Here is a 15784-nt window from a genome sequence, read left to right on the forward strand (position 1 = left end):
CGGTCGAAAGCTTAGTTTACAGAATAGGAGAACAGGTGTAATGTAGGGCTCGACAAAATTTAAATATTTTTTTTAGGAGGGTTTCACTATGAGTGAATCATTGTCGAAAGATCTAAACCTAAATGCCCTATTCATTGGGGACAAAGCTGAGAACGGCCAAATCTATAAAGCTTTGTTGAATGAATTGGTGGACGAACATTTAGGCTGGCGTCAAAACTACATGCCTCAAGACATGCCTATCATTACGCCAGAAGAAAAAAGCAGTGCTAGTTTTGAACACACTGTGAATAAAACAAAAGATGTTCTATCAGAAATTTCAGCGCGGATGCGTACCCATTCCGTTCCTTGGCATAATGCCGGACGCTACTGGGGTCATATGAACTCTGAAACATTGATGCCATCTTTACTAGCGTACAATTTTGCTATGCTATGGAATGGTAATAACGTTGCTTACGAATCTTCTCCTGCAACAAGCCAAATGGAAGAAGAAGTAGGCATGGAATTTGCAAAATTAATGAGCTATAAAGATGGCTGGGGACACATCGTTGCTGATGGTTCTTTAGCAAACTTAGAAGGACTTTGGTATGCCCGTAACATCAAATCATTGCCACTTGCTATGAAAGAAGTGACACCTGAACTAGTTGCTGGAAAAAGCGATTGGGAATTGATGAACTTGTCAACAGAAGAAATCATGAACTTGTTAGACAGTGTTCCAGAAAAAATCGACGAAATCAAAGCTCACTCAGCACGTAGCGGAAAACATTTAGAAAAATTAGGAAAATGGTTGGTTCCACAAACAAAACACTATTCATGGCTAAAAGCTGCCGACATCATCGGTATCGGTTTAGACCAAGTAATTCCAGTGCCAGTTGACCATAACTATCGCATGGACATCAACGAACTTGAAAAAATCGTTCGTGGTCTAGCAGCTGAAAAAACACCAATCTTAGGTGTAGTCGGTGTTGTAGGATCAACAGAAGAAGGAGCAATCGACGGTATCGATAAAATCGTTGCATTGCGTCGCGTATTAGAAAAAGACGGTATTTACTTCTACTTGCACGTAGATGCTGCTTATGGCGGATACGGCCGTGCGATTTTCTTAGACGAAGACAACAACTTCATTCCATTCGAAGATTTAAAAGACGTTCATTACAAATACAATGTCTTTACAGAAAACAAAGATTATATCTTAGAAGAAGTACACAGTGCATATAAAGCAATCGAAGAAGCAGAATCTGTAACGATCGACCCACATAAAATGGGCTATGTTCCATATTCTGCCGGTGGTATCGTCATCAAAGATATCCGCATGAGAGACGTTATCTCTTACTTCGCAACATATGTATTTGAAAAAGGTGCAGATATCCCAGCATTACTTGGAGCGTATATCTTGGAAGGTTCAAAAGCAGGGGCAACAGCAGCAAGCGTTTGGGCAGCACATCATGTCTTACCTTTGAATGTCACAGGATACGGTAAATTGATGGGTACATCAATCGAAGGGGCGCATCGTTTCTACAACTTCTTGAATGACTTGTCATTCAAAGTAGGTGACAAAGAAATCGAAGTTCATCCATTAACTTATCCAGATTTCAACATGGTAGACTACGTATTCAAAGAAAAAGGCAACGACGATTTAGTTGCGATGAATAAATTGAACCATGACGTATACGATTATTCTTCATACGTGAAAGGAAGCATTTACGGTAATGAATTCTTAACTTCACATACTGACTTTGCTATCCCAGACTATGGCAACAGCCCATTGCAATTCGTGAACCAACTAGGATTCTCAGATGAAGAATGGAACCGTGCCGGAAAAGTAACTGTATTGCGTGCCAGCGTAATGACACCATACATGAACAAAGAAGAACACTTTGAAGAATATGCTGAAAAAATCAAAGCAGCTCTTCAAGAAAAATTGGAAAAAATCTACGCAGACCAATTATTGGCAAGCGAAGCAAAATAAGCAAAGTAATCATGTTAGAAAATAGCTTGAATGCTAACTGTTTCTGACGCATGTTTGGATCTGAAGAGCAAGGGGTGACCTAAGCTCTTCGATCCCTTTGTTTTGAGGTTGTCTTTGAAGAACTCCTTCAAGCAATAGACTCAAAGAATCCCCTCAAATATTCGCTGAATTGTTTCGTTTATTGCTGAAACTACTTTAAAGACACCGTTATTTTATCCAAAAAATCAAGGAGAGTGTCAACGGTGAGTAAATCTGAAGTAAGTAAAATGGGTCTTGGGACCTTTATCGGTCTGACAATGGCACTGTGTGCAACGGTTCGGAGTATTCCTACGTTAGCCGCAGTCGGTTGGACATTGATTTTTTATTCAATTTTTGCAGTTTTGTTTTTTGCCGGTCCGATATCAATGGTTTCCGGTGAGCTTTCAACGATGCTTCCTCAAGAAGGCGGTCCTCAGTTATGGGTAAAAACAGCACTGGGCAGCAAATGGGGATTTGTCGTTGCATGGCTATTATGGGTGCAAATGTTCCCAGGTATGGTAATGGTCGCTTCTACTTTAGGACCATTGTTAGGAAACACATTTGGTAATGTAGAACTTGGCAATAATCATTGGTTCGTTTTAGGTTGTATTTTAGTTATCTACTGGATCATCACGATCTTGAACTTGAAATTCGATATGGCAAAAGTCGGCGGGAACATCGGTGTATGGCTAGGGGTATATATCCCAGTAGTCATCATGTTCGTTTTAGGTGTTTTGGCAGCCTTCAAAGTCGGACTAGTCTCAAACGGCTATCTAGGTGACTTTTCATGGTCAAAAGCTTTCCCTGACTTGGAACATATTGATTCATTGAAATACTTAGCTGGTATCACATTTATTTTTGTTGGGATCGAAATGAGTTCTGTTTACATGCCTCGTTTGAAAGACGCAACAAAAAATTATACAAAAGGCGTATTTATCGCTTTGATCGGATTAGTTTTATTGAATGTCATCAATGCGATGCTTGTTGCCAATGTCGTACCAGATGGAAAAATGGAATTAGCAAATATCACGCAGCCAATCTTGATTGATTGCCAAATCCTAGGCTTACCAGAAGTGATCGGAAATATCTTCAGCTTCATGGTATTTATTGGTGTGCTTTTACAATTATCAGCTTGGGTTACTGGACCATCAAAAACAATCATCCAAGTAGCTCGTGAAGGATTCCTTCCACCAAAATTCGGATTCCATAAAGAAAACAAATACGGCGTATCTAGAAATGTCGTTCTAACACAATCAATCGTTATTTCATTATTTGCTTTGCTTTATGGTGTAATGGATGACGTAAGTGCTGTATTCTTGACACTTACAAATGCTACAACTGTTATTTATTGTATCGTGTACATTTTGATTGCTGTTTCATTGCTTAAAATGCGTAAGAAACATCCAGAATTCGAACGTCCTTACCGAATTGGTAAAAACGGAAACGGCTTAGCTTGGGTAGTCAGCTGCATGCTGATCTTCTCTATCATCGTTGTCGTATTTGCTACATTAGGTACAGCGACATTGAGTGATGCATTATTAGTAGCAGCTATCACAGTGGTCATGTTCGTTATTCCATTGATCATCAATCACTTCAAGAAAGATTCTTGGGGGATTGAGGTAGAAAAAAGTTTAGAAGAAAAATAAAAAAATAAGTCTTTCAGCCGACGATCTGTCGCTGATTTAGTAGGAGGTCCTGCCAAGTGAATAGTTTTTTCATGGCAGGGCCTTTTCATTTGAAATAGGAGATCGACGATGAATAAAAATATTTCTTTAAAAGAAAGTATCGCTGTATTGATCGTGTTGTTGGCACTCCTAGGAGTACTGATCATCGGATTCCAACTCTCGCCACATATCCCGATCCTTGCAGCTTTCATGTGTTTGTTGTTTTATGGCAGATTTAAAAAGTTTTCATGGGATGAGATCCATGACGGGATCATCAAAGGAATCACCCCGGGGATCATTCCGATCCTGATTTTTCTTTTGATTGGCGTCTTGGTTGCCTCTTGGATTCTATCTGGAACCATCCCTACGATCATGGTTTATGGATTCAAGCTTGTCTCTGTACGTTTCTTTTTACCGACAGCATTTCTTGTTTGTGCAATTGTCGGAGTGACAGTCGGCAGTTCATTTACGACGATTTCGACGATTGGGATTGCTTTTTTGGGAATCGGTCATTTGCTTGGATTCAACGATGCAATGACTACAGGTGCGGTCGTTTCTGGTGCATTTTTAGGGAATAACTGCTCGCCTCTATCGGATACGACGAACTTGGCGGCTGGTATCGGCGGAGTCAACCTATTCGAACATATCGCTGGCATGCGTTATACGGATTTTCCGGCATTCGTCCTTTCGTTGCTTTTTTATACGATATTAGGACATAACAGTCATTCAGCCGACCTAGCCAGTATCAATGAAATGATCCAAAATATGAAAGCAAGCTTTTGGATCTCTCCTTGGACATTGATTCCGTTAGTTATTTTATTTGGCGGGGCAATCAAAAAAATCCCAGCTATCCCTACATTATTAGCAGGATCGACAGCCGCCCTCGTTCTTTCCTTTATCCATGAGAAAAGTTTGACGATTGGAAAAGCAGCAGACATCTTGATGAATGGTTATGTCGCGCATACACCTGATCCCAAGCTAGATGAACTGCTTTCTCGAGGCGGGATCATGAGTATGTTGGGCTCAGCCAGTTTGATTTTACTGGCATTGGCATTAGGTGGTTTATTGATCAAATATTTGATTGTTGAGACCATCGTGCAAGAATTAAAAGAAAAGATGGACCGACCTTCTCGTTTAGTCGGGTTTACTGCCTTAAGTTGTATCGGAGTCAATCTGATCGTTGGAGAGCAGTACTTGTCCATCATTCTTCCAGGAGAAACATTCAAACGCTCCTTTGATGAGGTTGGCTTATCAAAAAACTATTTGACACGGACGCTAGCAGATTCAGGAGCAACCGTCAATTCTCTTGTACCGTGGGGAGTTAGCGGCACATTCATTATGGGGACGATGAAAGTTAGCGCGTTGCATTACTTGCCATTCGCTTTTTTCTCGATCCTTGCTCCTGTCTTTACAATAATAGGCGGTTTTTTATTGAATCGCCGACATGTGAAAAATTGAAGAAAAGATCAAAAGGTTGTGACTATTTTTGTCACAGCCTTTTTTGCGAAACTAGCAATTTATACGATTGAAAAACTATCTTTTCTTTAAAAAGAAATAATAGGAATAGAAGCCTTGATAGTTGCGATAAAATAAAAATGGATAGATAAAATTCGAGAGAAACATGTATTGACGTAGCAGATGAAAGGGTCAGATTTGTTGGTGTATCAGGAGTGCCGTTAGAAGAACAAAAGGAGAGAAAAGATGGAATTATTAGAAAAAGAAAGTATTGATTTTTATTTGGAGCGTGCTTGGACTGTGTTACGGTATGCTTTTTTCAAGGAAGAAGAGTATGACGGGCTAAATAGTCATCAGGAGGCAGTTTTAGAATTTCTCAATTACTCAAGCAGATTGTGTGCTGGTTGGTCATGGCGAATCAAAGAAGGGCTTATAGTTTCTAAAAAAATATATGCACAAAAACTTTACGAATTCAGAGAAGAAAAAATCAACTATACGGATATCCGATTTTTTGACAAGATGAAAAAGTATCCTATTTATGTGAATAAAGAAATGATGAAGGCGAAAAGAATCACGCCTGAATCATTCTGGGCGGACGATGGTATCTATCGGACTTCTTTTCTTGAAGCAACTCAAGGAGCAGAGGGAACGGAAGAAGAATTTAACCAGTTGAATGATCGTCTTTTCCCAGATAAAGATCATCTGTATATTTACCTTTGGAACAATGAATTTACGAATTATTATAATGAAGGTCGTTATTGGGATGGCGCTTATGTGTGGTCAGTGTATGACGAAAAGAGAAAGGATTCACTGTTTTCGATGCTAGGTTAGTGATGATTTGATTTTTTCAGACTAAAAATAAATAAAAATTTTGAAGAGGAAGGAGCCGCCCTTGGCGGCTCCTCTTTTACAGTTCTTCGTAAGTCAGGATAAGCGGTTAGGATATAATACTTTCGTTTTTTCCATACGATGTTGGGCATTCTTTGAATAATCACTTTGGCGTAATAGATCGAGTCGTATTGAATATGAGTATCCTGATTTAATCTATAAAACCCCCACCCTAATGTTTTCCCAAGAACGATTGATTTATACGATCGATAGATTACACGATTACCATCTTGTAAAGAACAATCACCTAGAGGTAATTTGATCGTACCCTCTAAGTATTTTTTATTGGCAGTATAGATCGCGCAGTTGATAAATATCAAAGCTTGTTCCGTAGTATGGAAGGCAGCGGAATAGGTTATGTCCTCCAATCGTGCTCGTAGTGCATCCTCAGACTGTCCCACATGCCGTTCCATCGTATGCCCTTTCCCGCCGTCTGCATACCATTCGTCATAGTACAAATCAAGAGGGAAATACCATTCGAATTCATCGTCATCATCGTCATCCCCTTTGAAGTTTTTGATTGCTTCAAGGACGCGAGCTAGACTCAATGCATTCCATGCAGCGCCCATTGCGCCTTCGACTAATGTTTTACCTGTACCATCTTCTACGATGTCTCCAGTCTCTTCATCTAATACACCTCTTCGCCCATCGATCGTGATCGAGTCATCTATTGGGATGGCTGCTTCACTGTAAGCAAAATCGATCGCTCCCCACTGGTATTCTGGAACGGCTACTCGAGTGTCAGCGTACACGAACTTTCCTGTTGCATCAAGGACAACCGTTTGTCCGTATAAGGTAGCGATTATACCAGAAGGATCGAAGCTCAATCCGTTTTCAGTCGGTGCCAAGACTTCCGCTAAGTTCTTTTGTATATCGGCAGTGCGTGTATGATAGGCTTGCGCCATTTGCTGAGCCGTCTGGACAGCGACTTCTCTTGAGGGTGTTTCGATCACCCCAAATTCAAAAGTGGTGTTTTGCTGGATGTATTCCAGAAAGTCTTCTTGAGTCGCGATCTGGCTCATCAAGACAGACATCGGGACACTTAATTCGACTTCATGGACGAAGGAACCGTTGCTACCCCGATGGCCATAATTGTGACCGGAGATCGTCAGTAATGTTGTATCACTGCCGACTCGAGTTTCCATGACACGAACCATTTCCAGTAAGAAGAATTGATCTTCGATGAACATTCGATCAGCTACCGAGGCATCACGTCCGATCACGCCAGTTCGAGCCGTTTCAGTAGAAAGAGAACCATAAGAGATCAGTTTACGAAAAGCCGGATGGTCATTGATCGAAAAGCGATAAGCACCATGATCCGTTGTTCCTGTCAAATATTCCCGCATCAATGCATGACTGGTCACGTCTTGCGCGTATCTTTTTTGCAGACCTTGCGAGAAATTATAGGTACTAGTAGTAGAATCGATCCCCGAAGTGGCAAAAGCGGCCAATTCTTGTTGCAGGGCAGGATTATTGGAAGATAATTCATACAAGCTCGCATTCGTTTTGAGTAAGTCTGCAGTGGCGACACCTAAGGAAGAACCTAATTGGTAAAAACTATAACCAAGTCCTGCTCCTAGGATAGCAGAAACTACTGCAGCAGAAGCAGGGAGGGAAACCAATGCAGAACTTAATGTAGCACCAACAGCAGAAAAAGGAGAGAGAAAAGAGGAGAAACTGACGCCACCGGTGAAAGAAACCAATGCTGCGTTGTGCGGATCTGGTTCTTGGGTAGTGACAGGGATACGAGAGATAGACGGGAGTTCAGGAACAACTTCGGTCGTCGCGTGTTTTTCTGCTTTAATCGTATACGTTTCTTGGGCGTGCGTTTGGACAGGCGTGGCAGCAAATGGCAGAAGTGTCAACACAACAAAAAACAAATGAGTGAGTTTTTTCATGTTTTCTCCTTTCAAGAACACGTGCGACTGATTGACAAGGGGGCTTTTGCACCTCCGTTCATTCATATTCACTTACACATTTAATTATTCTTGAAAAAACGAAATAGTACAAGGCGTAATAGAAAAAATCGATTTAAAAAATGTTTTTTATATTATTGATGTTTCCTTCGTGTATTCTCATGGAAGACAGTAGTTATGTCAAATAATCGTTTGTTTTGGATGCATAATCGTTCACGTAACTGATAAAGAAAAAGAAGGGGTAGATTTATTTATTTTAATATTAATGTTATTTAATATTTGCTTTTAAAACTTATAAAAATAACGTTTTTTATGTAAAAAAACTGACCATAGGATAAATGGTCAGCAAATTCAGTGATTTAACTAAGTTTCGTGCTTTCTAAAGGAACGACTGTCTCTCTTTTGATCAAGCGATGAGGGATGACCAAACGTACGCCGCTACTTAATTCTTCATGGATCAGTTCACGCAGTTTTTGCATAGCGACACGTCCTAATTCGGAGATATCGATATCGATGCTTGTAAGGTAAGGATGTGTCAATGTTGAGAAGATCGAGTTGTTGAAGCTAATGACAGAAAGTGTCTCTGGAATGACATAACCATACATTTGTGCCAACTGCATCGTGCGAAGGGCGAAGATATCGTCAATGACTACCAATGCTGTGGCTTCGTTTTCTTTCAACGTTTTCTCAAAGGTCAGATAATCTTCTGTATGTTCCAGTACTACACTGGAAAACGCAGGAAAATCAGCTATCATCATCGCTTTTTGATAACCGAAATATCGTTCGAAATACAAACTCTCATGAGTCGTATTCGTCACGAATAGGATATTCTTATGTCCATTCTGGATCAAAAATTCTGTTGCTTGTTTGCCTAGAAGCTGGTTGTCATTATCTACATAAACGATTTCGTTTTCGTGATGATAAGGCTGTCCGATCAAAGTGAAAGGGATGTGGTTTTGGTATAAATAATCAATGACAGGGTCTTGACTATCTGAATACACTAGAATAAAACCATCTACTTGTTTTTGTAGATGCATACGCTGGACGTTCTCTAACAGTAAATCAAAATTTTTAGCAGTAGCAATCGCTGTCGTCATATCATAATTCCGCGCTTCTTCGTTGATTGCTTCCATGATCTCAAGATAAAAGGGATTCCCAATCCGCTCTTTTGAATCAAGAGGAGGTAAGATCACGCCGATGGCACTGGAAATGCGTTTTCCTAGATTGCGGGCAGTCATGTTAGGAACATAACCTAGTTCATCCATGATTTTTCGGACTTTCTTCTTTGTTGCCTCGGAAATACTAGGATGATCATTGATAACACGAGAGACGGTCGAGGTAGCAACGCCGGCTTTTTTCGCCACATCTTTTACGGTAATAGCCATGATAAAAACACCTTTCTCTTGTTATTGTGCAGAGAACCGGTAAATCGTCTGACTGACCCGTTCTTGACCAGGATGGAGGTTGATCGATCCAAAGTTGGGAAAATGAACGATATCAGGGATTTCTTGCGGTTCGATTGCTAATCCGTAGTTTGAATGCATCTGTTTTCCGTTGACAGAGAAATCAGCTTCAAATCCAGTCGTAGAAAATAATACCATACTTTTGTTGGAAGTTGCTATAGTCATTTGACGACCAGAATGCTTCTCGAATAATTGTAAGGAAGTTCTGGAAAGCCTAGGATGATGCAAAAGAAATACATCATCTAGTCCAGCTGGATAACAAGCAAGGATTTCTTGCAGTGTTGGAGATTTTCTAAAGTCGATGGGCAGGTCTTCTTTTTTCGTCCAATTTCCAGTAGGTAGTTTTTCTTGATCTAATTCAAGTATACCATCTAAGAAGACCGTTAACTGATGGTCATAGATATCTCTTTTTCCATTTCCTGAAAGGTTGAAGTAGGCATGATTGGTAGGATTGCAGATGGTTTCAACCAGGCTACTGGCAGAGGTCGTCATCTCTAACTCGTTTTTTGTCAAACGGTAAGTGATCGTAGCAGTGATTGGTCCTGGATAGGTAGAAAATTCATCTTTTAAGTAAAAGACCACGCCTATTGATGAAGGAGTTTTGAAAACTTCTACTTCCCAATATTGGAAAGACCAGCCTTTCGTGCCACCGTGGATATGGTGTGATCCGCAGTTTTTTTCCAATCTATGCTCACCCCAAGAAGCATCTCGGATCCTTCCAGCTACAGGTCCGACAGTTGCGCCAAAAAAGCTTTTATCTGTTAGAACATCTTCGAAACGATCGTAAGATAATAAAATATTTTCTGATTTTCCTTCTTTGTCTGGCGCGAAGATTTGATGCAGGCGGGCACCATAGTTGAGAAGAACGACTTCTAAATAGTCGTTCTTCAACGTGATTTTCTTTATTTCAGTCTCTGGAACTGGTACGACGGAGATTTCTGGATTATCCATGGTCATGCCACTTTTCTTTCAAGTAATCGATCGTAAGAAAAGTCGTATCAGGGACAAGCGGGATCTCCTCTCCAAGGTCTTCAGCACGTCCCACGCCAATTGGTTGAGCACCACTTGAGAGGATGGCTTGGATACCAGCTTGCGCGTCTTCGATCCCGATACATTCTTCTGTTTTTAGTCCGACAGCTTTTGCTGCAAGGAGGAAGATATCTGGTGCAGGTTTTCCGTTTGCTGCTTCTGCCGGGTCGGCAATAGCGTCAAAGTAAGGTGTGAGACCCATTTTTTTAAGTAGGAAAGGCCCATTTTTACTTGCAGAAGCAAGAGCGATCTTGATTTTTTCTTCTTTTAAAGAATCCAGTAAAGGGACGATCCCAGGGAAGACATCTTTTGGTTCGATCGTCTGGATCATCTCTAAATAATAATCATTTTTTCTTTTTGCTAATTCTGCAAATTCTTCCTTTGAAAAAGAGTGTTCTTTTCCGCCATAAGCTAAAAGCAAAGAGAGAGAGTCTTCTCGGCTGACGCCTTTTAGCTGTTCGTTGAATGTGCGGTCGATCGTAATGCCGATTTCCTGACCAAGCTTTTGCCAAGCACGATAATGGAATTCGGCAGTATCGGTGATGACGCCGTCTAAATCGAACAATACCCCTTTAAACATTTGCTTCCTCCTTTCTTAGCGTTATTTCTAGGCGATCCTCTAAAGTGTAAGACTGTTCATAGACGAAAAGTTCCAGAGGCATACCTTCTAATAACTCAAAAGTAACTTGTTCATCTGTAACTGAGATGAATAATAAACGTCCGCGATAATTGATATGGAAAGAATAAGCATTCCAGGTTTTTGGCAGAAATGGTGCGAATTTCAATTGATCATGGGCGGTTTTCATTTGAGCGAATCCTTGGACGATCGACAACCAGCTGCCAGTCATGGAAGTGATGTGCAAGCCGTCTTCTGTGTCGTTATTGTAATTATCCAAATCCAAGCGAGCTGTTCGTTGGTACATTTCTACAGCTTTGTTTTCCATTCCTAATTCTGCTGCTAAAATCGAATGGATACTTGGTGAAAGGGAAGACTCATGGACAGTCATTGGTTCATAGAAATCAAAGTTTTTTTGTTTTTCTTCTTTTGTAAAAGTATCGTTGAAGAAATAAATCCCCTGTAATACGTCTGCCTGCTTGATGAAGCAAGATCTAAGGATTTTGTCCCAAGACCAATGCTGGTTCAGAGGAAGATCGCTTGTGGGAATATCGGATACAGGCATGAGATCTTTATCTAAGAATGTGTCATGCTGGACAAAAATACCTAATTCTTCGTCCACTGGGAAGTACATGTTCTCTGCGATATCTTTCCATTTGGCTAGTTCTTCTTCGCTGATAGTGATAGCAGCTTCTTCTTGATAAGTTAAATAATTTTCTCGCGTGTAACGCAAGACCCAAGCTGCGATCGTATTTGTATACCAATTGTTATTGATGTTGTTTTCATATTCGTTTGGTCCAGTCACTCCGTGGATCATGTATTTATTTGCTCGTTTTGAAAAATGGACACGGTCTGCCCAGAAGCGGGCGATTTCTGCTAAAACTTCCAGACCTTCATTTTTTAAATATTCCGTATCACCGGTGTAATTCGTGTAATTGTAGATTGCATAGGCGATTGCACCATTTCGGTGGATCTCCTCGAAAGTGATTTCCCACTCGTTATGACATTCGACGCCAGTGAAGGTGACCATAGGATAAAGCGCGCCTTTCAATCCTTGTTGCTGAGCGTTGTGGATCGCTTGCGGCAGCTGGTTATGCCGGTATTTCAGAAGATTCTTAGTTACTTCGGGTTTGGCTAAAGCAAGATAAAGAGGGACTGCATACGCTTCTGTATCCCAGTAAGTGGCACCGCCGTATTTTTCTCCTGTGAATCCTTTGGGTCCGATATTCAATCGTTCATCTTCGCCGTAGTAAGTAGAGAATAGTTGGAACAAATTGAACCGAATACCTTGCTGTGCTTCTTCGTCTCCTTCGATGACCACATCGGCAAGCTTCCATCGTTCTGACCAAGCCGCTGTTTGTTCTTCTTTTGCTTGGATATAATTGTTTGTCTGATTTGCTAATTCTGAGACGGCTTTTTCTGCTTGCTGCGCTTCTGGGATATCTCGACTAGTAAGAACGATGATTTCTTTCTCTACTATCCATGTCTCGCCTTGAGATAATTCAGCAGACAGGCAACCATGTAAGGCTAAAGTATCTTCGTGATAGTCAGGAACGACTGCTTTTCCGTTAACGAAATGACGCATTGCTGCAGTAACAGTGAATTGTTCGATCCCGAAGTTGTTTGGAATAGTTTTAGTTGTCAAATAGCCGATTTCTTCTATGGTTCCACGATCGATCTCATTCCAAAAATGTTCATCATAGTTGCTGTCTTCGTTTTGGACATTTCCATCCAATTTCGATACGAGGTCGACTGTTCCATTACCTTCAAGCATTTCTATAGTCAAACGGATGTAAGCTGCTTCTTTTTTGACAATGCTTAAAAAACGTTCAAAGGAGATACGTACTTTATTAGTAGAAGTAGTGATTGTGAACGTACGAGATAGCACACCATTTTTCATATCTAGTTCCCAATAAAAATCTTCTGGTTCCAAAGAAGCCAAGTCGATCAGCTGATCGTTGATCGAAATATCTATTGCGATAAAGTTCAAGGCATTGATCACTTTTCCAAAGTACTCTGGATAACCGTTTTTCCACCAGCCGACACGTGTCTTATCAGGGTACCAGACACCTGCCAAATAAGTACCTTGATGGTGGTCCCCTGAGTAAGTTTCTTCAAAGTTCCCACGCATCCCCATATAACCGTTTCCAATACTTGTCAAAGATTCTTGCAGTCGAAGATTTTTTTTATCTAATTGGGTCGTGCTGATTTTCCATGGATCAATAGCAAATAGTCGTTTGATCTGTTTCATTGTTCTCCTCCTAATGAGCTGTTTATACGTTCATAATAAACGCAACCGATTGCGCAAGTCAATAGACAATAGGAAATATTTCATAGAAAAAAGCATAAAAATAAATTTTTTTCGAGCTATTTATAGAAGGGGACTTATGTATTATGGGTTTTAAAGAATGGTATAGACAGAAGAATAAAAAATAAAGCATTTACAAAAAAGAAAACGCACGCTATAATACATTTAACGAAACCGATTGCGTAAAGGAGCTAAACGGAATGAAAAAGATATTTAGTTTTGAGTTTTGGCAAAAATTTGGAAAGGCTTTAATGGTTGTGGTGGCAGTGATGCCGGCAGCTGGATTGATGATCAGTATAGGGAAATCAATTCCTTTGATCAATCCTGAGTGGACGCCGCTTGTTACAACGGGCGGAGTAATAGAAAATATTGGTTGGGCAATTATTGGGAATCTTCATATTTTATTTGCTTTAGCAATAGGAGGAAGTTGGGCAAAAGAACGGGCAGGTGGGGCATTTGCTGCTGGGATCTCATTTATTTTGATCAATCGGATCACTGGGGCCATCTTTGGGGTCACAAGCGATATGCTTGCGAATGAAGATGCGTTTACTCACACTCTTTTCGGTACGAAGATCATGGTTAAAGGGTTCTTTACAAGTGTGTTGGAAGCACCAGCTTTGAATATGGGTGTATTTGTAGGGATCATCGCTGGTTTTGTCGGGGCAATGGCTTATAATAAGTACTATAATTATAGAAAATTACCGGATGCTTTGTCTTTCTTCAATGGAAAGCGCTTTGTTCCGTTTGTCGTTATCTTATGGTCAACGATTGTGGCATTGATTCTTGCTGTTGTGTGGCCAAACGTACAGGCCGGAATCAATAATTTTGGTTTATGGATTGCAGAATCACAGGAAAGCGCACCGATTCTAGCACCGTTTTTATTTGGTACATTGGAACGTTTGCTATTACCGTTCGGATTGCATCATATGCTGACAATTCCTATCAACTATACACAGCTTGGCGGATCGTACGAGATTTTATCAGGCGCACAGGCAGGAACACAAGTTTTTGGACAAGATCCGTTATGGTTAGCTTGGGCCACTGATTTAGTGAATCTTAGAGGTGCAGGGGATATGTCGCAATATGAATTTGTGTTGCATAACTGGACACCTGCTCGTTTCAAAGTAGGACAAATGATTGGTTCTTCGGGTATTTTGATGGGGATGGCATTTGCGATGTACCGTAATGTCGATCCTGATAAGAAAGCAAGATATAAATCAATGTATTTTTCAGCAGCGTTAGCTGTCTTTCTAACAGGTGTAACAGAACCATTGGAGTTCATGTTCATGTTTGCGGCTGTACCATTATATGCCATTTATTCAGTCATTCAGGGAGCGGCATTTGCGATGGCAGACATTTTACCATTGCGGGTCCATTCATTTGGAAATATCGAATTGCTGACACGGACACCATTAGCTATCAAAGCGGGTCTAGGTGCAGATCTTATCAACTTCGTGTTATGTGTGATCGTTTTTGGTGTTGTTACGTATTTCTTAGCAAATTTCTTGATCAAAAAATTCAACTTTGCTACACCGGGGCGTAACGGAAATTATGACAATGACAGTGAAGAAACCACTGTATCTAACAGTGGAACAGGAACTGCAGACCAGCAAGTGGTGCAGATCATCCATTTGTTGGGCGGAAAAGAAAATATCAAAGATGTCGATGCCTGTATGACTCGTTTACGTGTAAGTGTAAACGATCGGGAAAAAGTTGGGACTGAAGAAGCCTGGAAACGAGCAGGAGCAATGGGACTGATCGTCAAAGACAATGGAGTCCAAGCAGTTTATGGACCAAAAGCAGATGTCTTGAAATCTGATATCGAAGATCTGCTGCAATCAGGAGCAGAGATTCCAGAGCCGCAAATGGTTTCTACAGGAAATGGACAAGCAGATAGCAAGAAATACTTAGGCATAGAACAAGAACTAGTTTCCGCAGCTTCTGGGGAAGTGATTCCTTTAGCTGAAGTAAAAGATCCAGTATTCTCACAAAAAATGATGGGTGATGGTTTTGCTGTTATTCCAACGTCAAGAGAAGTTGTTGCGCCGATCGCTGGAAAAGTGACAAGTATTTTCCCTAGCAAACATGCAATTGGGCTAGAAACGAAAGAGGGCGTCGAAGTTTTGATCCATATGGGGATTGATACAGTCCAAATGAATCAGTCAGCTTTTGAGATTGCTGTCAAAGAAGGACAAGAAGTAGGAACAGGAACGAAATTAGCTGAAATGAATCTTGAAGTGATCCAAAACGAAGAAAAAGATCCAACGATCATGATCGTATTTACGAATGATAAAGTGGAAGAAGTAGTGATCAAGCAATTAGGGACAGTGGCAGCTGGTAAAGTGATCGGCTCCATTAAAATATAAAGGGAGGTTGTGAAATCAGCGTCCTGACCTGAGTATTAGAGAGACAAAACGGAAAAATAGCTCCTCATATTTTGCCTTTTTTGAGCTAATACCGA

General features: G+C 40.7%; 9 protein-coding genes and 1 pseudogene. 5 read left to right on the forward strand and 5 right to left on the reverse strand.

Translation table 11 applies throughout. The features are described 5' to 3' along the window. Positions 1-88 precede the first annotated feature (88 nt). The 4 genes and pseudogenes from tdc to QK255_RS01950 all read left to right on the forward strand — a co-directional run bounded on the left by tdc (position 89) and on the right by QK255_RS01950 (position 5945). Entirely contained in the window at positions 89-1966 is a 1878-nt protein-coding gene (gene tdc, locus QK255_RS01935) for a tyrosine decarboxylase (RefSeq protein ID WP_169062524.1), read from the forward strand. 242 nt (positions 1967-2208) lie between these two features. Continuing rightward, complete coding sequence (gene tyrP, locus QK255_RS01940; protein WP_002286392.1) at positions 2209-3630, forward strand: tyrosine-tyramine antiporter; 1422 nt, start codon at positions 2209-2211, stop codon at positions 3628-3630. 108 nt (positions 3631-3738) lie between these two features. After that, positions 3739-5106, forward strand: a complete 1368-nt coding sequence (nhaC, locus tag QK255_RS01945) for a Na+/H+ antiporter NhaC (RefSeq protein ID WP_002292602.1) — start codon at positions 3739-3741, stop codon at positions 5104-5106. Between the two features lie 243 nt (positions 5107-5349). Next, a pseudogene (locus tag QK255_RS01950) lies at positions 5350-5945 on the forward strand (hypothetical protein). Here QK255_RS01950 and QK255_RS01955 read toward each other — a convergent pair. The 5 genes from QK255_RS01955 to mdxK all read right to left on the reverse strand — a co-directional run bounded on the left by QK255_RS01955 (position 5931) and on the right by mdxK (position 13266). Further along, entirely contained in the window at positions 5931-7889 is a 1959-nt protein-coding gene (locus QK255_RS01955) for an RNase A-like domain-containing protein (RefSeq protein ID WP_002292604.1), read from the reverse strand. The pseudogene QK255_RS01950 and the gene QK255_RS01955 overlap by 15 nt on opposite strands. Positions 7890-8266: 377 nt before the next feature. Next, complete coding sequence (locus QK255_RS01960) at positions 8267-9292, reverse strand: LacI family DNA-binding transcriptional regulator (protein WP_002292606.1); 1026 nt, start codon at positions 9290-9292, stop codon at positions 8267-8269. Between the two features lie 21 nt (positions 9293-9313). Beyond that, on the reverse strand, positions 9314-10321 hold the full coding sequence (locus QK255_RS01965; RefSeq protein ID WP_002292607.1) for an aldose epimerase family protein: 1008 nt from the start codon (positions 10319-10321) through the stop codon (positions 9314-9316). After that, the gene (pgmB, locus tag QK255_RS01970) at positions 10314-10979 is read right to left on the reverse strand and encodes a beta-phosphoglucomutase (RefSeq protein WP_002292608.1); all 666 of its coding nucleotides are present in this window, start codon (positions 10977-10979) and stop codon (positions 10314-10316) included. Before pgmB ends, QK255_RS01965 begins: the two co-directional genes overlap by 8 nt. Beyond that, positions 10972-13266, reverse strand: a complete 2295-nt coding sequence (mdxK, locus tag QK255_RS01975; RefSeq protein WP_002292609.1) for a maltose phosphorylase MdxK — start codon at positions 13264-13266, stop codon at positions 10972-10974. The genes pgmB and mdxK overlap by 8 nt, the downstream gene beginning before the upstream one ends. Positions 13267-13523: 257 nt before the next feature. Between mdxK and QK255_RS01980 the strand changes: the two genes are divergently transcribed. Then, positions 13524-15689, forward strand: coding sequence for a PTS transporter subunit IIBC (locus QK255_RS01980; protein WP_002292610.1), 2166 nt, complete (start codon positions 13524-13526; stop codon positions 15687-15689). Positions 15690-15784: the final 95 nt, after the last annotated feature.

Origin of the sequence: Enterococcus sp. ZQ21, assembly GCF_030053755.1 — a bacterium.
Classification (GTDB): Bacteria; Bacillota; Bacilli; order Lactobacillales; family Enterococcaceae; genus Enterococcus_B; species Enterococcus_B lactis.